Below are 26,316 nucleotides of genomic sequence, written 5' to 3'. Positions count from 1 at the left end.
TCTATTTTAGCTTCATTAAATGTTCTCTAATAATTCTTGAGGTTTCTAATGTTTCTTTTTTTAATCCATCTACATCTCCAAGCTTAAATAGATTACTAATTCTTGTAAAATTTGTAGAAAAATTGGTTAATGTTTTGTATACTTCAATTTCTTCAGGACTCAATTTAGAGGTCAATTTATACCCTAAAGCAAGTCTTCTCAATAATTCCGAAACAGCTATTCCAGAATCTTTTGCTTTCTTTTTAATTACAGCTTGCTCTAATTTTGATACACGAAATTTTATTATGTAATGTTTCATATTTATCTCTCTTTATTCCCTTAAGTTAAAATTGGAATTGAAAAAGTTATTAAAACCTTCTACTTGTACCATTAAGCTCTATAAGATTAAACATAGAAACAAATCTATCTCTAACTCTCGATCCATATCGTTTCTCAATTTGTAGTAATGATAAATTTGTAGTAATAAAGGTTTTTGTGTTTTTAGCAATAAACTCATCATATCGGTTTTCTAAAATTCTTATAAAAATATCCTCTTTAGAACCCCATACATGAATATTATTCGCTTCGTTTTCACTTCCTAAATCATCAAAACAAAAATTACCAATAGAATAATTTTCAATTATTGAATCCTTATTTTTCTCTACATTAAATTTTTCAACCACCTTTTTTGATTCTACAATAGGGAACCAAAGGCTTTGTAATCCATAATTTTTTGATATCATTTGAATAATTTTCAAACTGGATGATTTTCCAGTTCCTGGATTACCAATTATTAGTAATCCCTTTCTTAGTTCACCACGATGTATAGTTTCAAATTCAATATCTCTAGAAAAATATTTACATAACAAATTCAGATAATTTTGATTGTTTTCATCAATTGTAAAATCACGATTTTCTCTGTTATAATATTCTTTAGCTACTTTAATGTAAAGTCTTTTCATTTCGTCAGTACTCATAATTTTTCTTTCTTTTTTGTCCGCAACTTTTTTTCTTTCTTTTATACTCAACAAAAAATGATTGAGTACTATTTCCATAGATGCAAGTTTTGTTCTCATTCTATAAATTTTTCACGTGAATTATTACTTTTTTCTTTAAAGAAAATATTAGATTTACTATTAATAATTTTCTTATTATCTTTTAGAAAAACATCAATAGATATATTTATATCTTTAACAATACCGATACCTTTAATCTCTAAATACCTATTTAGAATTTGTTTAGTACCTTCTTTATAGATAATTTTTGATTCAATGTATCCAAGTTTTACCAATGAATTAATCCATAAACTGACTGTTTCAGTTCTTACTTCATATAAATCTGCAAAATATCTATTTGTGGCCCAACAAAATCCATATTGAGAGGACAATGCTGTAATTTCACTATAAAGCAATTTTGCGCTAGGTTTTAATCTTTTATCATACCTAACGGCTGATGTCAAATAAGAATAATAAGAAGGTTTTACGCTCATAATTTGAATTGTTTTTAATTAATTTCACTACATTTACACTTATGGGATAGATGCAACAAAAAAAGACCTAAGTAGAACAATAGTTCTAATTAGATCTTTAGTCATTGATTAAATGGGGGTTTTTTAAAGCTAGGTTTGTCAATTGAGATTTACTAAATATTGGAAATCTCCCTAGTTGGAAATATGGAATTTTACCTTGCTTTTTCCAAGCAATTATTGTTTGTTCAGTTCTACCAAAAAGTTCTGCAACTTGTCTTTGATTTAACCTGTCATCCGATTCTGGAATGATAATTTTAGAATCACTTTCGGTGTGTTTTTTCTGTAATGCCATTTTAACTTATTTTATTTGGTTAACATTGGCAAAACTAAATTTAAGTTGGAAAACAAACTTTACACCGCATTACTCTACTTTATAAAAAACTGATTATCAAGCTATTTATCAATATATGTTTTTAAATAATGAGGGAGCATTTTTTTTGTTTTATATCTTTCTGCTCCTGTAATCATGTGTTTTATATTATCATACCCCATACCTTTTATTGGGTTAAAATACAATGAGAGTAAATTTATAAGTTTAGCTCTAGAAACATCTATTATTCCTTTATCAAGCAACTCATTGTTTAAACTTAAAAACTCACGAACATTATTTTTTTTACTTAATGCTTTTTTTAAGGTTTCTCTAGAATCAAAAATTTCAAATTCATTGTATTTTGGATTTAGTTGTGTAAAACTAGAAAATAAAACGTCAATGTGCTTTTCGGTAACTTTTTTTGAAATATTTTGATAAAACAACAAATAACTCTCAGTAAACATTTCTTTATTGACAATCTTATCTTTTCTAATTAAATCTTTTATATCAGCTTCAAAACCTCTTTTATTAAAATAATCTTCTTTATCTATTATTAATTGTACCTCTTCTTTAGTTATGTATTTTCCATTTTCATTTGACAAACAAACCGGATTATCATAATTACTAATGTCAATTAAAGGAATAAAATCTAAATTTAACTTTTCAAAAAATATTCTAGTCATTTCAAAATATTCAGCTTGAAAAGATGAATCAAGTCTTGATTCCCTATCAATATTTAGTAACCTTTTAAATTGTATAATTGCCTCATTCTTTTCATATTTAAAGAATAAAGACAAAGCTTGACGAACAGGAACATTAGATTTTTGTTCAACTTCAAAATAATTTAATGTAAATGGAGCTATAAGTTCCTTATTTAAAATATGATTTAATCTTGAATATATATCATTAAAAAATATTGAATCTTTAAATTTTTTAAGCTCCACTTTCTTTCCAATTATAAATGCTATATATTCAGAGATATTTAGAGATAATCTGGCATTTTTGATATTTAATTTAATCTCATTTTCTATTTGGTTATACCATCGATAATTTTCTTGAAGAATTATTTTTTTTATTATTTCTTTTTTATCATGTTGAAGTATACTTTCTAATAAGTAATCCAATTGATCATAATTTAAAAAGTTAATTATTTCATATTTAATTTTATTAATTGTTAAATCATCCAATTCTGAGGCATTTATATTATTTGAAATAACTGAAAAATAAGGAAGAATCCTTTTGTAATTAACTTCATTAACCTTTTTGTCCTTAAAAAAAATTTCTTTAAAGTTTTGTCTAATAAAAAATAGTGCATTCATATCTAAAATATTTAAAAGTTTTCATCCCAAGTTCTCTTCATTTCCTGCTGTTTTAAAGCATTTGTTAATTTTACATACTTCTTAAACGATCTTTCTGAAGAGTGATTAGTAAAATCTCTCAAAACCCTTTCATTCATTCCCATTAATAATGAATTTGTAACAAAAGTCTTTCTCGATACATGACAAGTTATAAGTTCATATTTTTTATATGTTTCTTCTATTCGTTTTGAACCTATATATCTTGTTATTGTTGTATTTTTATCAATCCCCACAATCCTACAACATTCTTTTATGTAATCATTTAATTTCTGCGATGAAAACTTTGGAACTGGATGATGAATTGTACCTCTATACTTATCCAATATAGCTTTAGAATATTTATTCAATTCAACTCTATGACTAATGGTCTTGGTTTTAATTATGTTTAATTCAATAAAACTCTCGCTAATATTAGCATTATGAAGGTTATAAATGTCGGAGTATCTTAATCCTGTAAAGCATCCAAAACAGAAAAAATCTCTAGCTCTGGAGAGCTTGTTATTCTCAAAAGGGTATTCAAACAAACTTATCAACTCATCCTTTTCAAGATAAATAACCTCAATTTCATTTTCTACATGCTTAATTTTTTTAAACTCCAGATTATTATGTAAGCCTCGATTGAATGACCAGTTCATGAAAGTCTTTATAATGCTTATTAATTTTCCATAATAATTATTCAGTGTCTTTCTTTCTTCGAAAGCGTAATCCATGAACTCTTCCTCAAAATTTAAATTGATGGTATCAAAACGGATAGGATATTTGGTTGCCTGAGAAAAATGGATTAAAAAATTTCTCAATGTAATATATCGCTTAATGGTTCCTTCTGTTTTGGTGTGTTTGGAAGCTTTTACAAAGTCGTCAAATGCTTCAAAAAAATCAATTCCAACAGAGACTTCATCTTTACCAAATTTCTCTAGGAATATTTTTTCAGAAAATTCTATATTATTGAATTTAAAAAAGTTAAAAATCTTCTCTACCTTATCCTTAGTATTTTGAATCTCCTTGTTTGAATCTAGGTACTCATCATAATATTGGTGTTTCTTATGGTTTTTAATATATCCATTTTTTGAATCCCAATCCTCTAATAAAGTTTTTACATTAGGTAGATTTTTACGGATTTTTATTTTATTAGAATTCACAACAAGTCGTATTGGAATCAGACCATTTTTATTAATTTTGTCTTTTCTTAACTCAAATATGTAGTTCATATTAAAATAGATTAAAATCGATGAAACAAATTATCAATAGGGGAGTAAAAAGGGGATTATTTTTAAGCTTAAATCAATTAAAACCAATTAAATTAAATTTTACAATCCCTTTATTATTCAAATATAACTAATTATATTGAACTAAAACTAATTAAAAAAAACAGGAACTCCCTCCATGGTCACTTCTTGTTTAATTCTCAGATTCTAATCTTTATCCTGTTTCATAACACATCAAATATTGAATATAAAATATTCTATATACTTCATTGTATTTGCATTTATCTATAGTTATAAACAAAAAGCCCGAAACTAAAGTTTCGGGCTTTTTTTCCGCGGAGAAAGAGGGATTCGAATCTCTTTCGTCAAGCCTATATTTTAAAAGTTTTTTCAATTGTCCAAATCTTGGGTCTCGATTTTAAACCTCAAAAAAGCATTCGTTTTTCTGACAAATCTTATAGTACAAATATAATAAAATATTTCAATTAAGTAGTTTAAAAATTAAATAAGTTGATACTGCTAATCAATCAATGGTAAAACATGTTCGATATTTAAGCCAGTATGAAAACAAAACTCTTCTATACTTACAAGGCTGTTTTTAGGCTTTCTAAGCGACTTTCTTATCTCATTTAATATTCTTGTGCTTTGACGATAGCTTTTACCTGTAATGCGTTGTATGTCCTTTGGATAGATACAAACTCGTTTTGATATTTGATTCATACTTTAACCTTGCTTTTGAGTTGGCTTTGAGATAGGTTAAAGGTACTTAATTAATCTTTTCATTTAACGTTAATTGAAGTTCTTGTTTAATATCATTTTAGGACATTTAAGGACAAATGTGTCGATTTAGGACATTTGGTATGGGGTGTTGTTTTTTGATGGGTATTGTGTGGGAAATTTGCCCTGTAATTATTTCAGAAAGTGTTGCAACCGTGTTTTGAATGATTTATGAAAGTGAATGAATGTTGAACTAAAATTTTGAAGTTATGGCTAGACAGAAAGGCATAATTAAGTTAAAAGGTACTATCGGGGATATTACTTTTTATAAGACGCAGGATGGGCATTTAGCTCGTGAAAAAGGTGGTATTGAGGCAAGTAGAATTGCTAGTGACCCTGCGTTTCAAAGAACGCGTGAGAACGGTTCTGAATTTGGTAGAGCTGGAAAAGCAGGTAAGCTTTTAAGAACGGCTTTACGCCCCTTGTTGTTAAATTCTGCTGATGGTAGAATGGTGAGTCGTTTAACGCAACAAATGGTTAAGGTTATCCAGATGGATGCTGTGAGTGAGAGAGGATTACGTAATGTAATTGATGGGGAAATTGAATTGGTTCTTGGTTTTGAATTTAATATTCGTGGAAAATTAGGAACTTCTTTGTTTGCTCCTTTCACGACAAATATTGATCGTGCAGCTGGAACTTTGGCGGTGGCAATTCCTTCTTTTGTTCCTGCGAATATGATTGCTGCTCCTAGTGGAACTACTCACTTTAAAGTGATTTCTGGTGGAGCTGCAATTGACTTTACTGGAGAATCGTATGAAGTGGCTACTTCTGAAACTGCAATTTTACCTTGGGATGCTACAGCAACGGCTGTGATTAACTTGAGTAATGCGGTGACTGCTAACTCTACTCACCCACTTGTTTTGGCTCTTGGTGTGGAGTTCTACCAACAAATTAATGGGCAAATGTATCCATTGAAAAATGGGGCTTTTAACCCGTTATCTATTGTAGCGGTTGACGGAGGCGTTTAATAGTGGTCGGTGATCAGTTTTAAGTGGTCAGTATGATACTGTTTTTGACAAGAACTTATTTCCCTGAAGGAACGAATGGAAAATTGGAATGTGAGGGCAAATTGATTAGTTATACAATTGAATTGCCGTGGAAACGAAATGAACGTGGGATTTCCTGTATTCCGGAAGGGAAATATTTTATTAGAAAGCGATATAGTGCAAAATACAAATGGCATTTGGAATTGGTGGATGTGCCGAACAGAACGTATATTTTGATACATCCTGCTAATAATGCGCAAAAGGAATTACGTGGCTGTATTGCTCCTGTTACGAAACTTTCTGGACCTGGATTAGGTTTACTATCTAGAAAAGCTTTTACCAAGTTGAAAGACTTGGTTTATAGAGCTTTGGATAATAAAGAAAGTGTAGAATTGATTGTACAATAGTGATCCTTTACAGGATGACATAAAAAGAAAGATTATGAATATAGTAGAACGTGCTAAGGCACCCACTCCGAAATTTTTTAAGGTGTTGCGCACCATTGGATTAGCCTTATTAGCAGTAAGTGGAAGCATTGTAGCTGCTCCAGTAGCTTTACCTGCTGTTGTTGTAACCGTTGCGGGTTATGCAGCCGTTGTAGGTGGTGTTTTATCGGCAGTGAGCCAGATTACGGTTGATGACACCCATCGACAAGCTCAGGATGACACCCGAGGCAACAAAAAAGATGAGGCAAAACCCGAAACTGACGTTGGACGGAATGGATAATTCTTTAACTTTGAAGGCAGGAACTTTTGGAGGATTTGTTTTGAGTGTTATACCTAATTTAACCTCAGCAGATGTCTTGAAAACAATAGTTTTAGCCTTTATTGGAGCAGTAGTGAGTTTTGGTGTTACGGTGTTTTTAAAACGCCTCACCTCAAAAAAGAAATAAGCTCAGTTTTGATTGGTAACCTTTACTGAGTATGAGAAAGCCTAGTCGTATGACCAGGCTTTTTTTAGTATACGGTTTGGGTACTGGCGAAGGCAGGGCTTTGAAAAACGTCAGCTCAAATATTGCACAAAAGCTGATAGAAGTACAAATGTTGATATACTTCCGTCAGCCCTGCTTTTGCCAATACCTTGTTAGCGGCTGGTATTCTTCAAAGTCCACATTGCTCCATTTTTTGTTGTCAGTTTTTCTAATTGTCCTTTCGCTGTTAAGTCGTCCAAATATTTTTCACTTTCGTTTCGTGGTGTTCCTGTTAGTTCAGAAAATTCTTTTGCTGTCAATGAATTGTATTTTGAAAATATAGCATTCCAAGTCTTGTCATAGCTTGTTTTGGTAGCAGTAGGAAACAATTTAAGCAAAGTACTCTCAAATGTGCTGTATGGTTTTGAGCCATAAACCATTTCTTTCTGTCCTGTTGTGTCTGTAAAAAACATTGTTGGGAAACCTCTTACACCTAATTCTCTGCCTAATTTTAAATCTTCTTCAAAAAGTTCTTTTGCTTTTCCTTCATAATCCGTTTTGAGCTTAACAATGTCAAGCCCAACTTTTTTTCCTGCTAATTCTAAATGTTCCCATTTTGTGATATTCTTTTTTTGAAGAAATACCATTTCTCGTATTTCACGAAGAAACAAAATTGCTTTTTCATTGTCTTGCATTTGTGCTGCTTTAAAAGCAATTGAAGGTGGATATGAGGAATTTAATGGGTCTTCAAGCCAAACATTTCCGTCTATTGGCATATCATAATAAACACTTACTTCGTCCCAATGGTGAGCAACATCAGAAGGTTTGCTAATGCCACCACTATTATAACTCCAATTAGGTAGCAAACCACCCATTCTGTATTCAACTTCAATATTGTTTCCATATTCCAATTTGAGTTTTCGTAATTGTGGCTCAATTCCCCAACAAGAAGAGCAAATAGGGTCGGTGTAATAGATTATTTTTACTGGTTTCTTGTCTGATTTTATCAAACTGCTTTCTGCTGAACTTATTTTGTTAGTAGGTATTTCGCAAATACCACTTTCTGGGTCGCACATTAAAGGATTGTTTTGCTCTTGCATATTTTTTTTGTTTTGAGAATGACAACTTGTATTGCCGATTGTGAATGTTGTGATTAAAATAAGATAAGTTAATTTCATTTTTTGTAAAGTGTCTTATACCATTTGTTTATCTTTGTGCAAAGTTGAGGACTTAAATTCAACTACGCAATAAGTCAGAAAATTATGACTACAAAAAAAGAAATTATTGATAACGAAACTTGTCCTGCACAAGGGCTTTTGAAGTCGCTGTCTGGCAAATGGAAACCTGAAATTTTTCGTTTGGCTGTTGAAGCACCTTTGCGTTTTAGTAGTTTGTTGCGTCAAATTGAAGGTTCTAACAAACAAACTTTGTCTGTCGCTTTAAGAGAGTTAGAAGAAGTCGGGCTGTTAGAAAAAGTTGTCATTCAGCAAAAGCCTTTGCATATAGAATATAATCTTACCGAAAAAGGGAAGTCGTTAATTCCTGTCTTTAAGCAGTTAGAAAGTCTTGGGTAGTGTCGGTTATACTTGCCGCTAACTTGTTTATATGCGCAATAAAGTTGCGCCAATCTACCCAATTTTGGTTGTATTTGCGCAATTGTTTAGATTTTATCAAATATAAATACATTATTTCAAACAAATATTCCCTTTTAGTAAAAAAGCCTAGACAAATTAGTCCAGGCTTACTCTTATTTATTTCTATACCTCATCATAATAGCGTTTTTGAGTTCGTTGATTAAGTGGATGTTTTTTGCGTGGTGTGCTTCTTGTTCTTGCAGCAGCTTGAGCGCTTGGATGTTTTTATGATGCAGTTCGTGTTCACGCATTAATCGGGTGGCTTTTGGATTGAACTCTTTTTTGAATTCATAGAGGGATAAGAACGGAATAACCGAACCGCGAAGAAAAGGCATCCAGAATTTGGATTTCCATAGGCTCATGGCTATCCAAAAGATGTCCTCTTTTTGAGCTTCGGTTTGAAATACAAGTACAAAGCTGTTTGTAAAAGGTTCATTGCTTGGTTTTCCGCTATTTAGTCCTTTTGATAATACGAAAAAGTGCGGTTTGGCATAGTGCGCCCCAGGTTGGTGGGTTTTAATAAAAATTGTGTCCATAATACAAGGATTTAACAGGTTAACTTCCTTCGTCTTTCCTTCGTGATTGCCCGAAATGTGATTGGAAACCGAGATGCCCCACACACATTTTTGCAAAAGAAAAAAGGAAAAAAAAGAAAGCCGTCTTGCCTTGTGGAGGGTTTCAAAAAAGCAAGTTTTACGGGTAAAATACTACCCATATGCGTCTGTGGAAATGCTAAGAGGATGTTGTGGTAATGAAAATGTATGGGTGGAGATTTTATCCGGAACCGAAGGCTTGAACTTGCTTTTTTGAATACCCGGAACAAACCTTTGGCTTCTTTTTTATCCTTTTTTTTGTAAAAATGTTTACCCCAGATGTTCTTATGAACTGGGGTTTTAGGGGTGTTCAATCGGGACTGGTAAACAAGGGTGTTTTTTTATTTGCTTACGTGGTGTATCGGTTGTGGTTGCAAATAAAAATACACTCTTGTGATAGTTTGATTTTTGAGGATGCTTTGAAAGTGTTCAGTATTCAGTTTTTAGTGTTCAGTGGAGTGCGTGAACTGAAAATGGGAAGCATCTTCAAAAAACAATGAAAATTACGTTAGCGGTAGCGTTCCTATTTTTTTTCGGGTGGGTGCGGCTGGGAGCGGATATTTTACATAATAACTGTTATAACTGCCGTTGGCGTAGCATTGGGAGATGGAAGGCATTATAACACTTATTATGTAAATATAGCTTGGGAGTTGTTTTTGTGTGTTTTTAGCGTTTGTTTTTTGGATTGGGTGTAAGTGGATAAAAAAAGGCGGACTGTGCGCGAGGGGTTGGGAAAACAGGGAGCCTTTTTTTATTGACTTACTGTTGGGAAAACAAGTGCTAAAAACACACAAAATACCACTTGTGCGGTGGGGAGCCCTTCGGCAGAGCTCAGGATAAACTAGGACTGGGTGGGTGCAAATAACTTAGCGAAGCGTTCCTATTTAAAACAAAGAAAACAAGAAAGCCATTTGCTTACTATCTAGCCCCGATAGAAGTGATACCGTGTTTAACGGATAGCGGGAAAATGGAAACCAAGAATGCCCGAGCCTTTCGCTTCTAGTTCAAAATTACTTTATATGATTTGGTTTTATTCTCTGACTTTAGTGTAATAAAGTAGATGCCTTTTGAATTACCTGATAAATCTATTGAATTTGTTGTAGTATTGGTAGTGATTAATTGTCCTAAAGTGTTGTAAATCGAGTAATTATATGTTTTATTTTCAATATTATTGATGTAGATATAATCGTTTGTGATTGTTGGATAAATAAGATTATTTGATAATGAATATTCATCTGATGATAATACACCCCAAGTGTCTGTTGCTTGTGGTCCATTCCAAATGATAGTTGCTAGATATGGGTTGTCTATGAAAGGATTTCTATTTCCTTGTAAAGTGTTAAGAATATTGTTTCTATTCATTTCATATTGTGAAACTGGATCTTGTGCATTCCAATCTAAAAACACGTTAGGCATATCACCATAATTTGAATAAGAAGAGCTACCAACACCTACATTGTTTGGTAAACATTGTGATGGATAACGAACATACATGTACATAATCATTCTTGCGATATCCCCTTTCCATTCATTACCTGGATACCAATTCCCTGCAAGTGTAATGTATGACATATTAATCCCACTACCCTCTTCAAATTTTCTATTGCTTCTTGAATTGTTTCTATCATTATCAATAGAACGTAAGTGATGCGCATCTGCACCTGCAAACTCGAAACCAAGATTTGGAGTACCAAGGGAACGAGGATAAACATGTTCTCTTACCCATAAACCACTACAAGAAGAAGTATGACAAGATGCTGTTTTAGCTCTGGAATAATCGTTTGTAATATCTGCATCGGTATCATTCCAACCATAAATTAAAAGAACATTGTTTGTATTATTTGGGTTTAAATCGGTTTGATATAAAGCATCCCAAGTGTCTGTAACGCCTGTAGCTGTATAAGGTAAATTTGTTGTATGTGTGTTAGTAATTAAAGTAGTTAATTGGTTTTTTAGATTATCACCTGTTTGAGAGAAATCAATTGAAGCGTAATATGCTGGGATTTGGGCATAAAAAAATGTTGGGACTAATAGAAAGAGTAATTTATTAAGCATAGTTTTTCTTTGTATTTCATTGATTTATTCAAATTTAGTGCAAAAAAATAAATACTCAATCAATTTGTTAAGTTTTGAATTAACTCTAAATACTTAAACCACTTTTATTTTTTTATAAATTATACTATGAATAATGATGAAATTGAATATTCATTAACTGTAGAAGCGAAAGACTTTATTGTTCCAAAAGATATCATTGATGAAGTTTTGTTTTTGACTGTAAAACAAGATGTATTAGATGTTCTAAACGATCCTAAAACTGATATTACCTATTTTGGTTTTGCTCCTGATAATACAGCCAATAATCAAGATGCTTTATTGTTAGATGGAGTATTCTTTCGAATTATTCCTTACAATAAAGATTTGGGGATTGACTTTAGAGAGTAAAAAAGAAGAATTGCTTGCTGCTTATTCTAATCTTGTAACTTCAAAAGCTCCTTATTGTACAACCATTATTACTGAAAAAGGTTTTATAAAAGAAGAGATTACCATAGAGTTATTATATAAGTAGAAAAGCTTTTGCTACTAAATTTAATTCAAAAAGCAAACGTTCTATCGCTTGCTTTCAGTGGCGTTGGATTAGCACTGATGTTTAAATTTTTCCTTCTGTTTGTTTTTTCTCTGCCGTTTTTTACAATTCCCAAGCGTAGCCATTGAAGCAAACGATTGTTGTATGGCGTTATTTTTTCACGTTTTATTTGTAAATGTCGTAAATTTTCTTTACTTTTGCAAAATAATTAGCCCAACTACGTCCAATTCGTTTCACCTTTTAGATGTAGTTGGGATTTTTATTGTCTAATTTTTAAACTTTTTACACCGCCTATGATATAAAAATATGAGTAACTCAACTCAAGAACCTGTAAAACCGTCAAGGACGGAAGGGTTCGTACAGAAAGTGATGGCTAATATCGTTTCACGTGGATTGTGGAAAGCCATTGAGTATTTAAGCGAAAGCGAGTAATACACCTTTGAAAGTCGATTTGTGCGCCAACACTTTTCGGCTTTCTTTTTCAATTACGCCGTTTTCGACAATGCAAAATTAAACAAATTTATTAAACTACAAAATATTATTTAATAGTTACTAATAAATTTTTACTGTACTTTATTGTACATTTTCTTCTTATTTTCATTAGCTTCAGAATAAGAATTAAAGACAAAAATCTGAGTATTTAAAATTTTTGAATATGGGTTACTATTATTAATATTCTCAAAATCTTCGAGGTTCTTACATTCCTTTAATTTTACCCCTAAAAGCCATTTGTCTTTTTCAAAAAGTTTTGCTTTAACTTCATTTTTGTATTTTAACATAATGTTTTGTTCAGTTTCCGAATCATAATCTATAATTTCTATAACTTTGGAAACAATTAATGAGTCTTTGAAAGATAGGTTACAAAAATATTCTGTTCTTTCTTCTTTAGTGTATTCAACTTTTGATGAAAATTTATAAGTTTCACCATTATAAATTTCAGGAATTTCTAACTTTATAATTATATATGCAAAACGTATATTTTTTACTTGTTCTTTATCTTCAGAGTTAATATTTGTTAAAGGTGTATCACTAATAGGGCTATAACTCTCATCATAAGCTGAATTATTGTCTTTAATCTCCTTTTTTGGCTCTGAAAAACAAGAAATAAGTAAAATACTGAATAATATAGTAATTACGTGTTTCATTATGTTAGTTTAATTTTAAAGTTAGTAAAAAATAATGTAATTAGAAATAAACCTAAAGAAATGTAAACACCATATTTAAAATCCACTAAAGTCGCCTGTGTGTAATAATAACTTTTTACAGAATATTTTTTAAAATCACTATCTGAATAATTCATATCTGATATATTAAAACCGTTTCCTCCTGTTTCTACTGTACTTCCAAAATAAGACTTATAATATATACTTAAAATTTTTGTTGATGCAGGTACATATTGGACAAACGAAGGTTTTTCATAACTATTTTGAGGTGGACTATCTGCTATATAGCTAAATTTTCCAAAATGCTCTAAGCCAAAAAGTATTCCAAACCCTAATAAAAATGATAAAATTATATTTCTAATGTGAACTTTTCTAATTTCTATTGTTTTACTCATTATATTTACATTTTAAAATTATTTACTATGGAAAATTCAAAATTATTAGAAATTATTAAATTACAATCTGAAATTATAAAAAGATTAGTTAAAAAACAACTTAATTCAGATACAACACCTACTCACATAGTTCCCGAAAAACAAGAGCTTCAAGATTTACAAAAAGAATTAGAAGAAAAATTAAAATCTATCTAAAAACAAATCTACTTTTGCGTCCCACCATATTTGGTTAAACTCTTCGTTTGTCATGTTTTCCATGTTAAGTAAAACTTGTTTAGATTTTTCGTCTGTTCTTTGTCCTAGAATGTATTTTATTGCATAATAATCCCAATTCATATCTCTTTTCTGCGTTTCTTCTTCCATAATGACATACAACTTGTAAATATCATCAAATATATACAACTTTTTTAAATTTTGATTGTAATGATTTCATCAATTCTTATTGTGTAGGATTTTGAAAGTTTCTCTTGTTACATTTTCCATTGTCTGCCGAGGGATTGATTGGCAAATTGATGGTGAGAAAATATATAAGAACGCGAAAGGATTCGCGCACTAGCGGTACACTAGCGGTGAAATTCCTTTCGTCTAAATTTTAATTCTAACAAATATACCAATATAGTAAATAAAAACCCCACAAATCAAATTTGCAGGGTTTTGGTTAAAATTATTATATTTAGTTAGTTGACTAGAGTGGTTTGTGATGGAACTTGTTGATTTAATTTATTATTTTTAATGTACTTTTTGTTTTTAAGCTATTTGGAATTGAATTTATTTTATTACCAAATATTTTTAACTCTCTAAGATTTTCTAAAAGCAATATTTTTTCATTTAATGTTGTAATTGAATTATATGACAGATTTAATTTTCTCAAATTAGTTAGAAGTGAGATTTCATCGGGAATAGATAAAATATTATTTCCATATAATTCTAAAGTAGAAAGATTTTTTAAAGAAGTAATTTGTATAGGAAATCCTAAAAGCTCGTTTCTGCCTAAGTCAAGTAAATTGAGTTTTTGTAAATTAGCAAAGCTTTCTGGTAATGTCTTAATTTTAGATTTAGATAGTTGTAGATTAGTTAATTTTTCTAAACCCCCAATATTTTCAGGGAATTCAGAAAATAATTTGTTTTCATACATAGACAACCATTCTAAATTTTTTAAATTACTAAATGATTGTGGTAACGTTTTTAATTTATTGCCTGACAATTCCAAACCTCTAAGACTAATTAGTTCACCGATTGACTCAGGTAATTCTATAATTTGATTATCTTGAAGAAATAATAAATCCAATTCCTTTAAATTTTGAATAGAATTATTTAGTTTAATCAAATTGTTATTTGTTGCTCTTAATGTAGTTAGCTTTGTTAGTTTGCCTAATTTTTCAGGAAATTCTACTAAATAATTTTTATCTACGTTTAAAAAAGTTAAATTTTCTAATTCAAATAAACAATCAGGTAGTGTCTCAAATTGATTTTCACTTAATACAATCGTTTTTAGATCTTTTAGATTTGAAAAAGTACTTGGTAAAGTGGATAAATTATTTTTATGTAAAATCAACTCTTCCAAAGAGGTCAGTTTACATAATTTAGGGTTTACTTCATAAAGAGCGCCATTTTTTATAGTAATTGTTTTTAAAGAATCCAGTTTTTCAATCCAATCAGGAATATTATTTATTGGACAATCAATAAATTTTAATTCTTTAAGGTTTTTATAGTTTAAAATTTCTTTTGGAAATTCTGTCAAATTTTTATCATTAAAAACTAAACTTTCTTTTTTTTCAAAATCTAATTGTTCTTTTGAGTTTTTATTTAAATTTTGTGCTTTTAAAATGTTGGCTGAACAAATTAATAAACTAAATAACAGGTATATAATTTTTCTCATTATTAATAATTTTTGCTTCGATTATTTATACTGGCTGTTTTTGATATCAACAAATAAACCAAAATAGTAAAACCAAAACCCCAAAAGTAAGTTTGAGGTGTTTTATATTTCTTCTCAAAATAAGTTTATATTTAATGACCTAATCTTTTTTATCATTTTTAATAATAACATTTTTAATTGTCATTCTATTATTAATGGTTCCTATTTTCTTTAGACGATATAACATTATATACTCAACAGTAGAGCCGTTTTTTGGTATTTCTTCAATCTCAAGATAATTTTCTTTGTTCATAAAATAATTAAAATGCTCAAAAATATTCTTTTTAAATTTTTCTATTTCTGTTATTGTACCAAAATATATCTCATCATAACTTTCTAAATCAAATTTACCTAGTGATATTGAATAAGACTTTTGATTTTCAGTTTTTATAATAAAAACAAATGATGTGTTAATTCTAGGAGGAATAAATTTTCCATTTAAATGAACAATGTCTAAAGTATCATTGTGAGTAATAATGCTAATTTTCGCATTGTTTGTTTTAAATTCTTTATTATTAATAAAATGTCTTAACACTAAAGTATCTGCTTGACTATAAGTATAGTTTATAAATAATATCGTTATAACAATTAAAAGTTTATTCATATCTTTTATTATATTTTAAATAACCCTGATAGCGCGGAATTGCATTCCTTGCCCACAAGCTACTTCAAAACAAAGTTACTGAAATAATTTTATCTCTTTTTTAAGTAGCGTAATATTTATGTATACATGGTTAAAAAGCCTTCCTAGGAAATAAAAAACCCCACAAATTAAATTTGCAGGGTTTTTATAAAAATTATTATATTTAATTTAGAACTAAGGTAAGGAATTTTGTAAGGAGCTTTGGTTTACAATACTTATGGTTGTAAATAACTGTATTTTTCATCGTTCAAGTTTATGCTGATTTTCTTTTTGGAATTATCATAAGACCAATATGTTAACTCTAAAATATTGTTCTTTAAAGACATTTCTTCAAATTGTTCTTTAGTGGAAACAGTAAATGTAAGGTTTTCATTAAATGGTATTTTAAGAATTTTACCGCTATTAACGTAGTAAATAATTAATTGTTCTTTAGTTTCAGATAAATAAACAATAAAGTCTAGTTTATAAATGTTATCGTCTGTTTCAATACAAATTAGATGATCAAATTCTTTTACTTTTTCCCCATTGAATTTGTCAATAAGGGTGAAATTACAATTACCACTAGTCGCTGGACAATTATTTCGAAATAAAATAGTTTTGTCAAACTCCTTAATCAAATGATAACCAATTCTGTATGTCAATGGGTAAAAATCTATTGATAGAGAATCAATTATTGTTTTTTGTTTATTAATGTTTTCAAGAGTTAACCAAATTCTATCACAGTTGAATTGCCAATAAAGTTTAGATTTATTACTTAACATTGTTGTATCACAAGAAACAGTTGAATGATTTATTAAACTATCATTCTCACAAAAACAAGTATAATTTTTTACAAGATTTTTTTTATTCTTTGACGACTCACAGGCATAAAGAAATCCAGCTAAAATAATTGATATGATTATTTTTTTTATCATTAGTTAAATCAAATGTTTTAAATTACAAACTCAAATTCTATAAATGTATAGGCTATTTTAATTAAAACCAACAAAAGATTTACCATTAAACTTAAGTCTAAATTCACGCTTTTCATAATAATCATTTTCAATCATCAACTTCATTTTTTTTGCGGTTATGGAATCTGTTACATATTCGCCATATCTATCAGGATAATAAAAAATGTTATCTAAATTATCTGTAGCACCTTCCTTATAATCTAATATTTTTGTCACATTATTAAAATTATATTTTCCGTTTCTAAAATTTATATAAGGTCTTCTTACAAAGCCATAATACTTATTATTTAGCTTATCATTTTTTATTTCTATTACATATGCAATGCTCTGATAACCTGCGCCACTTCCGCTTTCATAACCAATTAATAAAAACAAATTATTTGCTAATTTATGTATTTCTTCAAATTTGCATTTTATATCGTTTGATAAGTTAAATGCACATTGTTTTTTAAAGTCACCTTCCCAAACTATTATAGGATAATTTATAAAACCTCGAGTTCCACCGCTATAATGTCCTAAACTAAATACTTTAATTTTTTCATTATCCAATTTGGTATCTAATTTTAATATTTTACTCAAACTGTATGATTTTTGAGAATTAATTGAAGCTACAATTCTATCTGATAAATTTGCAGCTAAATCATCAACATCGATATTTGTCTTATCTGGCTGATAAATCCATCCTTTTAATGTTGCTATATACTCTACAATTTGCTCAGAAGTCAAATCACCATTTGGAATTTCGATTTTTACCCACTCAGGTTCCTGATTTTCTAAATTATCATTAGTTTGTTCTCTAAAAGCATCTGGTTGTTTATTATAGTTTTCTTCAGTCGTTTTTTTAACACACGACATATTGAAAATTAATAAAATAATTACAAGTAAAAATATTTTCATTTTATCTATTCTGCTTTAGAGTTAATCAATATATTTTACTCATTTTTGATTAATTTTTCTCTTCATATTAACAACCAATATACTAAAAATATAATTTCTATTTTGAGTGATATTAGCAAAAATTTAATATTATTTTTAGTTCCTGAGAAACGATTCTTTAGAAATTAAGAAGTTAATATTTAAAAGTGTAGATTTTTTTATATTCTTTAAGGACAGTATCTTTTTTTATAAATAAATCTACTTTAAGATCTTCATACTCAAAAAAATGATTATAAAATTTTTCGTGCTTTGAAACAAATTCTTTGATATTCTTATATCGTATTGTATCATTAAAATACTTATTACTTTCTTTACAATTTGCTTTTATAAATTCTAATTCTTTAATAAATGATTTTGCAATTGTATCTCTTTTAGGATACATTTTGATAAACCTATATTGAATAATCTTGTTTTGATTTGGATTTTGTTCAAAAAAATCAACTGCTAAAGGTTGAAATTTTCCTATTTCATTTATGGGATATTGTTTTGGAATTCCTCCTTGCGCATTTGCATATATAATTGGTGTAATTCCAAAAATCTCTTCATTTTTTTGTTTTTTAATTACAATTTCAAAAGGAATATATAATATTAAAGCATCTGAATTTAAATGCGAAGTTAATATAACTTCTCTATCAGGAAATTCATTCATGGTTATAATTGAATCAACTTCCTCTTCATCCATAATTGTATTAAAGTTTTCTATATTTCCTTTGCAACCAATCAAAGACGCTAAGCATAATAGAGACATTACTGTTTTAAAAAATGGTTTCATGTGTTGCGTTTTGTTTAATTTATAAATTAAATAATAACTATATTAGTTGATATCTTTCTCAAAAAATCCAGTATTTCTATTGAAAAAATATTTTTCAATAAGTTTTTGAGGTTTTATCCTTAAACTATAACTTTCTGGTTTATTAGTAAATTTACCTTTGTATATTTTTATTGTATCAGAGCATTCATTATCCTTACTATAAAGGACATCAATATAGTTTACGATATCTAATTTTTCTTCGTCTTCTATCCAATTAAAAGAAGATATCTCATAATCAAATATTGAACTTATCTTTTGGGTTTTAGAATTATATCGCATTATGTTCATGTAATGATAATTTCCGATTGTACCGCCACCTGCAGATTCTACAATAAATTCTTTTTGATTATCATAACAATTAATATCAATAAATTTTAATTTTCCGCTGCCGGCTAATTTTGGACCACTTGGGTTAATGTATTCTATTTCCTTTTTAGTTTTCCCATCAAAAAAAATATAAAAACCCATTTCAGAAAATATGTATTCAGGAATATTATCAGTGTTTAAATTTATCCTTTGTGGGTTATTTGATTTGATATAATCTTTAAATTGTTTTTGTTTATATTTTGAAATTTCATTTTTCTTTTCTGTTAACTTTTCTTGGTTTATTTCATTTTTGCAACCAATGAAAAAGATCATAGAAAAAATTAAAGTTGTTTTTTGAAGTTTTCTCATAAAAATGTAAACTAATATTATCCTCCACTATCGTTGAAATTCTTTTTTTTTGAATTTTAATTCAAAAATATATATCAAAAAAGAACAACTAAAAACCTTAAAAATCAAATTTGAGAGGTTTTTAAAAATATTATATCTGATTTAGAACCAAGCAAAAGGTTTTGCACGGAAGCGGTGAATTGTTGCTATTTGATTGTGTAAAATCATTTATTAACGAGAAAGGACGCGCACTAGCGGATTATTAAATCTTGGGCGGAGAGATACTAAGATTCACCATTTAATTTTTAAATATCACGCCATTTTCCCCAATATAATGATAGCTATTGTTATTAGTATTTTGTACCAATACAATTACAAAATCATTCTCTAATTCAATTGCTGTTTTAATTATATTAAAATCTGAGAATACAACTTTATTTGTAGATAGAAAAAATACTCCTGTTTCAGAATTACGAGTGATTTCAAGATGATGGTAATTTTTGTTAATAGTTTCATAAACAGCTTCAAGTAAAACATTACCAGAACCATCAATTAATCCTTTTTTATCATTTTCCTCTATAAGTAAATAATGTTTTGTTCTTTTTATATAATCATATGTATTGAAATAATAATCGAGTTTTTTAAATTTGGGTTTGAATCCTATTTTTTCCTTAACATCGCAAAAGCCATATAAGTTTTTCTTTCGCAAAAGGTATAAATTACTTTGATATCGTATAGGGATTTTCTCTTCAAAATCTTTCGAATTTTCATCCATTATATAACTAGCAAATTTATTTTCAGTCGTTTCAATATTACCAACTGTCTGAAAAACTTCGTCATTTGGATTTTCATAAATATCAGTAAATAAATATTGTGTTACTTTATCATTACTTACTCGCCAACGACATTTATTTGTACTCTTATCTTCATCAACAAAAACAATTTGGTCATAAATAACTGGGATAACAATTTTACCATTTACATCAGCCAAACCTATTTTTTTATTTTTCTTTAGAATAAATGAAAAATTAAGTACTTCATCTAATTGATCATATTCAAATGGAATTAATACCTGATTTTCCAACGAAACCAATCCCGATTTTCCATCAATATTGGTAGCAATAAAGTGTAAAGTTTCATATACATTTTTCACATATTTATACGTTGTGGGTAAAATCATTTTATTTTGGGTATCAATTACACCCATTTTTTTATTTTGATATACATAGGCATACGTTAAATATTTTGCTCCCACAGAACTCGTATTAAAAAATCCAACACTGTCGTAAACAGGCTTTATAATTAAATTTCCAGTGCGATCGCTAAAACCCCATTTAGAATTTGAAACAAAAGGAATTAATCTGCTATTTTGAGTGTAACCAAAAGCAGTTATTAGCAAAAAAATAAAAAGAATTCTATTTTTCATTATTTTTCAAGATTAAATTTATATGTTCCTATTTCAATTTCGCTTATATACTCTTGCATTTCAAGTTCTTTAGTTAAAGTAATTCGTTTTGAAATAAATCCGTTTGAAAGTATTTGATTTGTAAAATCAGGAAAATCCACATCATTTTTTTCTATTAAATACAATTTAAATTCATGCTCATCACCCGAAATTAATTGAGTACTATTTGATTTCTTAGCATTTATCTTTTCTTTTAAAATATAACAATTTTGAAAATCAATTAGCTTTCCTTTTTCCATAAATAATTTGTCGTTATTATGAGTTCCTTCTATTTTTTGACCCAACTTTTTATTGGTATAGATAAATGAAATTCCATTAGGATTAGGTTCATCAAAAATTTGTAAAGAAACAGAGTTGTCTTTATTCGAATAAATCAAAGTGTTTGTTTCAAAAATCATTTCACCTTTACTGTCTTTCATTGAAATCTTTGAAGAAATTTTATAATTAAATAATAAATCAATTTTTTCCCCATTTGCTACAAATGGTTTTTCTCTTTGTTTCTTTTCTTCTACACAAGATGATACCGAATCTTTTGGTTCTTTAAAGCTAACTAAAACATCACTTAAATTGCTTTTAACATTGCTGTAAGTATCCTCTTTAAAATTAGCTAAATCCAATTCGATACCCAATATTGAAACTGCTATAATAGTATTGTTTTTTGGTAAATTTTGAAGTAATCCCATATCATTTAAGTAGCCTTCAAAACCTGCTCCTGTTCTAACTCCTGGTGCGACCCAAAGTTTAATATCTAATGCATCATTATCAAAAGCATATAAAGTAGCTTGTTGACCAAACATTGTTTTTGAAATAGTAGTTTTGTAAAATCCCCCTTTAGGAAAAGCTTCTTTGAATGTTAAATAGGATAATTTGTTTTGCGAACGAATAACAACAGTATTAAAGGTTTTAAAGTAAGCTAATACCTTACCTGTTTTATTTCCTTGTAGTAAACGATTAAAAACAAAATAATTACCATTGTCTAAGCTAGTAAATTTTATTTTTATTTTCTTATCGTCATTATTATTTGATTTGCTTTCATCGGCTAAATAAAGATGATCTACATTTATACTATACCCTTTGTTTTGAGAATAAAATAAACTAACACAGAAAAACAAAAAACATGAGAGAATTTTTTTCATTAGAATAGAAATGTTAAGTTGTAAATCTAATAAACTTTTGCTAATTAAAAATATAGATATAAAAGAAATTTAAGTTTTAAGAATTTAATTTTACTCTATTTCTCCCATTTGTCCAACTCTATCAAATTTCCCATTATATAAATTTTTAGTTCCATTTCAATATGTTTATTTTCAATATTACTCTGCAATTTTCGCGAATAATATTCAGGATATTTAGAGTTTAAAAAATACTTTGGGAGATAAGTTTTTTCATGCTCTAGGCGAATTTCATTTTCATTTTTTAGCTCTTTATAGTTTTTTGATTTTACGATTTGGTTAATTAATTTTAATTTGTCTTCGTTGGAAATTTCTATTTGTGTTGTTTGACTTTTTCCCAAAAAATCATCACTTCCAGAACTCAATGAAATTTCAAAGTTATCATTTAGTTGAAATTGTAGAGTTTTTAAATCATTTTCTACATTTTTTTTTAAAGTATATGCTTTATAATTATATTCTAATAATGGATATGAAAGAAAAAGAATAATTGATATTGATAAAACCTTACCAATAGTATATTTTTTTCTTATAGAAACTGCAAGCCAAAAGAAACAACATAATGTTAACACAATTAATGCAATGTAAATAAGTCCTAATAATTCTCCATTTATTCCTATCATTACGTTTTTTTTAGTTGATAATTAACGTTTTGCCGTTTGGCGAGATTGTGAACATCGTAATTCGTATATTTTCGGACAAGATATAATTTCTTGTAAAACCGCTATTAGTGGTGATTTTTTATTGTAACCAGCAACCACTTTTTAGGTAAATTTTTGAACCGTTATAGGATTCAATTTCACTTTCCAAATTCTGAATAAATACTTGATTGTTTTTTGAGCAAACTAAAATAAATTTTTTAGAAATCAATCTTACTCCATTTCTGCCAGAATAAATGGAAATCTTAGCAGTATTTTTATGGATATTTATTTCTTCAATTTCAAAATAGTTTCCACTTTCTTTGTCTCCGATCCAAAATGCTCCTTTCGGTATATGAATTCCTCTTACTGGTCTTTCGGTTTCTACTTTGGTATCACAGGAAACAAAAAATAATGAGAAAATCAAAAAGCTGAATATATTTTTCATATTATTCCTATCATTACGTTTTTTTAGTATTGCAGCTAACGTTTTGGGGCTTTGCGAAGGCTGGGATTAGAAGTACTAATGTTCAAATTTAGCACAAAAGCTAATAGAAAGTACAAATGTTCAATTTAGCACAGAAGCCCAGCTTTTGCAAAACCCCTGTTACCTGCTGGCGTTTTCTTCGGTCTGTATGTCGCTATAAAAGTAACTAAATTTTTTTTAATTCTTTGTATCTTTCAAATGCACTTTTTGTCAATTCTGTTAGTTCTTCAAAAAGCTTGTCATCTATGTCTTTGAAGTTAAAACAAGATTTACCTTGCATTCTGTTTTTGAGTTCTTGGCTTATGTCGTCAAACAATTCAGGGTAATAATAAATCGGCATTAAATGAAAAGCTACATACGATTTCTTTATCTGAACTGCTCCAAAAAATTCTGCTTTTTTGTTGCTTTCAGTTGTTGGTGTGTTTAGGTAATAATTGTCTGCCTTATCGTGCAATATGGATAATTGCAATTCATATTGGCTTAAAATTGATTTCAGTTTTTCAAATGTTTTGCTATTGTCCATTTGATTTGAGTTTGTAAAGTTTATGTCCTAATAATGTTGAGGGAATAAAAACAAGTAAACCAACTACAATAAACCAAGTTGGGTGAGGCAAAGAGAAAAAGTTGGCTACTGCTGAAAGTGTCAAAATACAACCTGCAATAATGGGAAGTTTCTTGTTATCTGACTTGCTAATAAGTTTTATTAAAAACCCACAAAGTAATGAACCAATTACCCAACCTGCTAAAACCAATAACCAAAGTGAAATTGGCTGATTTTCGTAAAATGCTCTTACTGCAATAGTGTTTTTGTAGTCCAAAGTTGTTGGTGCTGGGTGCAGATTGCCATTAATGGTTTCGGCAATTAAGAAAGTTATTATGGCTGTTGCCAAACCTACAACTACTGAAAGAATATTTCGTTTCATATTTTTATTTTATTAAATGAACTGCAAAAGTAGTCCAACTTTTGTGGCGGAAATTGTAAAAATGTAACCATCATCGAAAAGGGATAAAATGTGGGACAATTTTCATCGTTGGATTTTGCTCTACCAATTTTACATATTCGGTGGGTTTTATATTGGTAAACCTTTTGAAATCGTTGTTAAAATGTGCTTGGTCAAAATACTCTAACTCGTAAGCAACATTTGTAAGTTTATCTGATTTTGAAGAACTAATAGTTTTTAATGTTGTCTGTAATCTATTCAAAGACGATAGCATTTTTGGCGAAACACCTGCATATTCTTTTGACAGGTTATTCAAGTGTTTTCGTGAGATATTAAACTGTTTACAAATTTCATTTATAGATAAGTTCGTTCGGTTGTCCAATAATATTTCTATGGTTGAAATAAGTTTTTTGTTGGGTAGTTTGTTTGTCAATAATTTGCGATAGAGAAAATTCTCAACGAATAAGAATTTTTCGTTCAAAGATTGGGCCTCTTGTAATTGTTCCCAAGTTTCGTTTGCTTCCTTGTTGAAAATGTTGTCAAGCGAAATATAATTGTCAGTATAATAGTGTAATGGGTCGTTAAGAAAAATAAATGCTCCCAATGTTTTAAACTGAACCACCAACATTTTGCTTGTTCCATAGCTTTCTACATTTGTTGGTTTGGTTTGAAGTCCTGCAACCCAATGTTTTTTGTAGTCAATATATTTTGTAAATTCTTTGTCAGTAAAAAGTTTAAAGCTGTCTTCAAGATTAAAAATTAAACTCATAGCGGTTTTAGGAAGTCCTGTTCCTTTGTTATTTCCTTCAATATAAATTATACTGTCAATATAATTGTCAAGAGGAAATTTCGGTATGTGTTTTTGATAAATCATTTCCGTCTGTTGAGGTTTGTCGGTGTCGTTCGGCACGCTTGCAGGTAACTAGTAAATATCATCAAATATATACAACTTATTTAAATCTTGATAGTAATAATTTCGTCAATTCTAGTTGTGTAGGATTTTGATAATTTTTCTTGTTTCATTTTCCATTGTCTGCCGAGGGATTGATTGGCGAATTTGATTTTGTTTTTGCCGTAGGCTTTGTTTAGTTTGTCTACCACTGACATTAGGGGTTGGTGCTTTGGATTTGAGGTGTTGAATAGTGATAATTGGGTTTGGTCGTTTGGTGTTAATCCCATTACTATTACGCCTGCTTTTTTGTAGTTGTAGCCTTCTTTGAATATTGCTTTTAGCCCTATTTGTGCATACTTGTTTAACTCGATTGTGGAGTTTGTTGGGAAATCGGTGTTGATTACTATGTTTCTTGAGTATTGTGGTTGGTCTTTTCTGAAATAGTTGGTGTGAAGAAAAACCATTATCATGTTACAATGACTGTTTTGTCTTCTTAGTTTTTCGGCACATGAAGTTGTGAACGTTGCTACGCGTTCCGAAATATCTTCAATTTTAATAATCGGTTTTTCAAATGATCTTGTGGTAGCAATCATTTTTTTACTTTTTGGAGTTTCTAAATCTAATGTTGGTTTTCCTTCTAATTCGTGTTTTAACCTCAACCCTACTACTGCCATTTCTTTTCTTACCCAATCATCGTGTAACTGTGTGAATTGATAAGCATTGAAAACATTAACTGCCTGTAAACGTTTAGCATGCTTTCTACCTATACTCCAAACATCTTCAATTTTAGTCCATTTAAGAGCTTTTATCCTCTTTTCTTCCGTATCTATCACATAGACACTTTTTGTTCTTTCTGGGAACTTCTTTGCTATTTTATTGGCTACTTTCGCTAGTGCTTTTGTTGGTGCAAATCCTACACTGATTGGAATACCTGTATTTTTAGTTACGGTCTTTTGAATCTTAATACCATATTCTTCCAGGTTAAAGAATTCAAATCCTTCGAATTTTAGAAAAGCTTCATCAATACTATAGACTTCTATTTCTGGTGTGTAGGTTGAAAGTATGTTCATCACTCTACTGCTCATATCACCATATAAGGCATAGTTTGAAGAATACACAAATACATTGTTGTCTTCGAATAGTTTTTTGAATTCGAATGCAGGAGCTCCCATTGGAATGCCTAATGCTTTAGCTTCGTTAGAACGCGCAATAACACAACCATCATTATTGGAAAGTATTACTACTGGTTTTCCAATTAAATGTGGTTCAAACACTCTTTGACAAGAGGCGTAAAAGTTATTGCAATCTACTAAGGCAAACATTTTATATAGTGTTCAGTGTTCAGTTATTAGTGTTCAGTATTATTTGAACTTTGTTCAAAAGTAAA

Annotated in this window: 34 protein-coding genes; 8 read left to right on the top strand and 26 right to left on the bottom strand. The window is 29.1% G+C overall.

Annotated elements, in window-relative coordinates; all coding sequences use genetic code 11:
- Position 1: 1 nt before the first annotated feature.
- The 6 genes from VK164_RS02505 to VK164_RS02480 all read right to left on the bottom strand — a co-directional run bounded on the left by VK164_RS02505 (position 2) and on the right by VK164_RS02480 (position 4,383).
- On the bottom strand, positions 2–298 hold the full coding sequence (locus VK164_RS02505) for a plasmid mobilization protein (protein ID WP_324207833.1): 297 nt from the start codon (positions 296–298) through the stop codon (positions 2–4).
- A 49-nt stretch (positions 299–347) separates the two neighbouring features.
- Positions 348–1,055: a hypothetical protein gene (locus tag VK164_RS02500; protein WP_324207832.1), complete on the bottom strand. Its 708-nt coding sequence runs from the start codon at positions 1,053–1,055 to the stop codon at positions 348–350.
- A complete protein-coding gene (locus tag VK164_RS02495; RefSeq protein WP_324207831.1) occupies positions 1,052–1,468 on the bottom strand; it encodes a helix-turn-helix domain-containing protein in 417 nt (138 codons plus the stop codon). The genes VK164_RS02500 and VK164_RS02495 overlap by 4 nt, the downstream gene beginning before the upstream one ends.
- Before the next feature lie 97 nt (positions 1,469–1,565).
- Positions 1,566–1,799: a helix-turn-helix domain-containing protein gene (locus VK164_RS02490; protein WP_324207830.1), complete on the bottom strand. Its 234-nt coding sequence runs from the start codon at positions 1,797–1,799 to the stop codon at positions 1,566–1,568.
- Between the two features lie 101 nt (positions 1,800–1,900).
- Positions 1,901–3,136: a hypothetical protein gene (locus VK164_RS02485; protein WP_324207829.1), complete on the bottom strand. Its 1,236-nt coding sequence runs from the start codon at positions 3,134–3,136 to the stop codon at positions 1,901–1,903.
- An 11-nt stretch (positions 3,137–3,147) separates the two neighbouring features.
- Positions 3,148–4,383, bottom strand: a complete 1,236-nt coding sequence (locus VK164_RS02480; protein WP_324207828.1) for a site-specific integrase — start codon at positions 4,381–4,383, stop codon at positions 3,148–3,150.
- A 983-nt stretch (positions 4,384–5,366) separates the two neighbouring features.
- Between VK164_RS02480 and VK164_RS02475 the strand changes: the two genes are divergently transcribed.
- Genes VK164_RS02475 through VK164_RS02460 form a run of 4 tightly spaced genes read left to right on the top strand, consistent with a single transcriptional unit; the run spans position 5,367 to position 7,035 of the window.
- Positions 5,367–6,125 carry a hypothetical protein gene (locus VK164_RS02475; RefSeq protein WP_262317479.1) on the top strand — a complete coding sequence of 253 codons (759 nt, stop codon included), beginning with the start codon at positions 5,367–5,369 and terminating at the stop codon, positions 6,123–6,125.
- A gap of 32 nt (positions 6,126–6,157) precedes the next feature.
- Positions 6,158–6,550, top strand: a complete 393-nt coding sequence (locus VK164_RS02470; protein ID WP_324207827.1) for a DUF5675 family protein — start codon at positions 6,158–6,160, stop codon at positions 6,548–6,550.
- 34 nt (positions 6,551–6,584) lie between these two features.
- On the top strand, positions 6,585–6,869 hold the full coding sequence (locus tag VK164_RS02465) for a hypothetical protein (RefSeq protein ID WP_324207826.1): 285 nt from the start codon (positions 6,585–6,587) through the stop codon (positions 6,867–6,869).
- Positions 6,862–7,035, top strand: a complete 174-nt coding sequence (locus tag VK164_RS02460; protein WP_231841476.1) for a hypothetical protein — start codon at positions 6,862–6,864, stop codon at positions 7,033–7,035. Before VK164_RS02465 ends, VK164_RS02460 begins: the two co-directional genes overlap by 8 nt.
- 191 nt (positions 7,036–7,226) lie before the next feature.
- Here VK164_RS02460 and VK164_RS02455 read toward each other — a convergent pair whose 3' ends face one another.
- The gene (locus VK164_RS02455; RefSeq protein WP_324207890.1) at positions 7,227–8,153 is read right to left on the bottom strand and encodes a ClpXP adapter SpxH family protein; all 927 of its coding nucleotides are present in this window, start codon (positions 8,151–8,153) and stop codon (positions 7,227–7,229) included.
- Positions 8,154–8,315: 162 nt separating this feature from the next.
- On the opposite strand from VK164_RS02455, the gene VK164_RS02450 reads away from it, so the two are divergent.
- Complete coding sequence (locus tag VK164_RS02450; protein ID WP_324207825.1) at positions 8,316–8,627, top strand: helix-turn-helix domain-containing protein; 312 nt, start codon at positions 8,316–8,318, stop codon at positions 8,625–8,627.
- A gap of 173 nt (positions 8,628–8,800) precedes the next feature.
- Here VK164_RS02450 and VK164_RS02445 read toward each other — a convergent pair whose 3' ends face one another.
- Positions 8,801–9,223 carry a DUF6943 family protein gene (locus VK164_RS02445; protein ID WP_324207824.1) on the bottom strand — a complete coding sequence of 141 codons (423 nt, stop codon included), beginning with the start codon at positions 9,221–9,223 and terminating at the stop codon, positions 8,801–8,803.
- 1,056 nt (positions 9,224–10,279) lie between these two features.
- Positions 10,280–11,335 carry an endonuclease gene (locus VK164_RS02440; protein WP_324207823.1) on the bottom strand — a complete coding sequence of 352 codons (1,056 nt, stop codon included), beginning with the start codon at positions 11,333–11,335 and terminating at the stop codon, positions 10,280–10,282.
- A 126-nt stretch (positions 11,336–11,461) separates the two neighbouring features.
- Between VK164_RS02440 and VK164_RS02435 the strand changes: the two genes are divergently transcribed.
- On the top strand, positions 11,462–11,722 hold the full coding sequence (locus VK164_RS02435) for a hypothetical protein (RefSeq protein ID WP_324207822.1): 261 nt from the start codon (positions 11,462–11,464) through the stop codon (positions 11,720–11,722).
- A complete protein-coding gene (locus VK164_RS02430) occupies positions 11,706–11,846 on the top strand; it encodes a hypothetical protein (RefSeq protein ID WP_324207821.1) in 141 nt (46 codons plus the stop codon). The genes VK164_RS02435 and VK164_RS02430 overlap by 17 nt, the downstream gene beginning before the upstream one ends.
- Before the next feature lie 581 nt (positions 11,847–12,427).
- Here VK164_RS02430 and VK164_RS02425 read toward each other — a convergent pair.
- Both VK164_RS02425 and VK164_RS02420 read right to left on the bottom strand, forming a co-directional pair.
- Complete coding sequence (locus VK164_RS02425) at positions 12,428–13,009, bottom strand: hypothetical protein (RefSeq protein ID WP_324207820.1); 582 nt, start codon at positions 13,007–13,009, stop codon at positions 12,428–12,430.
- Entirely contained in the window at positions 13,009–13,422 is a 414-nt protein-coding gene (locus VK164_RS02420) for a hypothetical protein (protein ID WP_324207819.1), read from the bottom strand. Before VK164_RS02420 ends, VK164_RS02425 begins: the two co-directional genes overlap by 1 nt.
- A gap of 27 nt (positions 13,423–13,449) precedes the next feature.
- Here VK164_RS02420 and VK164_RS02415 point away from each other — a divergent pair, with 27 nt between their 5' ends.
- On the top strand, positions 13,450–13,617 hold the full coding sequence (locus VK164_RS02415; RefSeq protein ID WP_324207818.1) for a hypothetical protein: 168 nt from the start codon (positions 13,450–13,452) through the stop codon (positions 13,615–13,617).
- Here VK164_RS02415 and VK164_RS02410 read toward each other — a convergent pair.
- From VK164_RS02410 to VK164_RS02340, 15 genes are all read right to left on the bottom strand, one after another.
- On the bottom strand, positions 13,603–13,824 hold the full coding sequence (locus tag VK164_RS02410) for a hypothetical protein (RefSeq protein WP_324207817.1): 222 nt from the start codon (positions 13,822–13,824) through the stop codon (positions 13,603–13,605). The two genes, VK164_RS02415 and VK164_RS02410, sit on opposite strands and share 15 nt — an antisense overlap.
- A 313-nt stretch (positions 13,825–14,137) precedes the next feature.
- Positions 14,138–15,301 (bottom strand): leucine-rich repeat domain-containing protein, encoded by a 1,164-nt coding sequence (locus VK164_RS02405; RefSeq protein WP_324207816.1) that lies wholly within the window; start codon positions 15,299–15,301, stop codon positions 14,138–14,140.
- 139 nt (positions 15,302–15,440) lie between these two features.
- Positions 15,441–15,944, bottom strand: coding sequence for a hypothetical protein (locus VK164_RS02400; protein WP_324207815.1), 504 nt, complete (start codon positions 15,942–15,944; stop codon positions 15,441–15,443).
- A 254-nt stretch (positions 15,945–16,198) separates the two neighbouring features.
- A complete protein-coding gene (locus VK164_RS02395) occupies positions 16,199–16,897 on the bottom strand; it encodes a hypothetical protein (RefSeq protein WP_324207814.1) in 699 nt (232 codons plus the stop codon).
- Positions 16,898–16,954: 57 nt separating this feature from the next.
- On the bottom strand, positions 16,955–17,833 hold the full coding sequence (locus tag VK164_RS02390; RefSeq protein WP_324207813.1) for a hypothetical protein: 879 nt from the start codon (positions 17,831–17,833) through the stop codon (positions 16,955–16,957).
- Positions 17,834–18,005: 172 nt separating this feature from the next.
- The gene (locus VK164_RS02385; protein WP_324207812.1) at positions 18,006–18,644 is read right to left on the bottom strand and encodes a hypothetical protein; all 639 of its coding nucleotides are present in this window, start codon (positions 18,642–18,644) and stop codon (positions 18,006–18,008) included.
- Positions 18,645–18,686: 42 nt separating this feature from the next.
- Positions 18,687–19,358 (bottom strand): hypothetical protein, encoded by a 672-nt coding sequence (locus VK164_RS02380; protein ID WP_324207811.1) that lies wholly within the window; start codon positions 19,356–19,358, stop codon positions 18,687–18,689.
- A gap of 277 nt (positions 19,359–19,635) precedes the next feature.
- A complete protein-coding gene (locus VK164_RS02375) occupies positions 19,636–20,763 on the bottom strand; it encodes a WG repeat-containing protein (RefSeq protein WP_324207810.1) in 1,128 nt (375 codons plus the stop codon).
- Positions 20,763–21,938 (bottom strand): hypothetical protein, encoded by a 1,176-nt coding sequence (locus tag VK164_RS02370; protein WP_324207809.1) that lies wholly within the window; start codon positions 21,936–21,938, stop codon positions 20,763–20,765. Before VK164_RS02370 ends, VK164_RS02375 begins: the two co-directional genes overlap by 1 nt.
- Before the next feature lie 95 nt (positions 21,939–22,033).
- Complete coding sequence (locus VK164_RS02365) at positions 22,034–22,594, bottom strand: hypothetical protein (RefSeq protein ID WP_324207808.1); 561 nt, start codon at positions 22,592–22,594, stop codon at positions 22,034–22,036.
- A gap of 118 nt (positions 22,595–22,712) precedes the next feature.
- Positions 22,713–23,057: a hypothetical protein gene (locus VK164_RS02360; RefSeq protein ID WP_324207807.1), complete on the bottom strand. Its 345-nt coding sequence runs from the start codon at positions 23,055–23,057 to the stop codon at positions 22,713–22,715.
- A 205-nt stretch (positions 23,058–23,262) separates the two neighbouring features.
- The gene (locus VK164_RS02355; RefSeq protein ID WP_103727096.1) at positions 23,263–23,619 is read right to left on the bottom strand and encodes a hypothetical protein; all 357 of its coding nucleotides are present in this window, start codon (positions 23,617–23,619) and stop codon (positions 23,263–23,265) included.
- A complete protein-coding gene (locus VK164_RS02350) occupies positions 23,609–24,019 on the bottom strand; it encodes a hypothetical protein (RefSeq protein WP_169522391.1) in 411 nt (136 codons plus the stop codon). Before VK164_RS02350 ends, VK164_RS02355 begins: the two co-directional genes overlap by 11 nt.
- Before the next feature lie 70 nt (positions 24,020–24,089).
- On the bottom strand, positions 24,090–24,911 hold the full coding sequence (locus VK164_RS02345) for a helix-turn-helix domain-containing protein (RefSeq protein ID WP_169522390.1): 822 nt from the start codon (positions 24,909–24,911) through the stop codon (positions 24,090–24,092).
- 80 nt (positions 24,912–24,991) lie between these two features.
- Positions 24,992–26,251, bottom strand: a complete 1,260-nt coding sequence (locus VK164_RS02340; protein ID WP_324207806.1) for a Y-family DNA polymerase — start codon at positions 26,249–26,251, stop codon at positions 24,992–24,994.
- Positions 26,252–26,316: the final 65 nt, after the last annotated feature.

Origin of the sequence: Flavobacterium sp. (genome assembly GCF_035299005.1) — a bacterium.
GTDB lineage: Bacteria > Bacteroidota > Bacteroidia > Flavobacteriales > Flavobacteriaceae > Flavobacterium.
The sequence above is the reverse complement of the archived record's forward strand: the minus strand, read 5'-3'. Positions and strand labels throughout refer to the sequence as shown.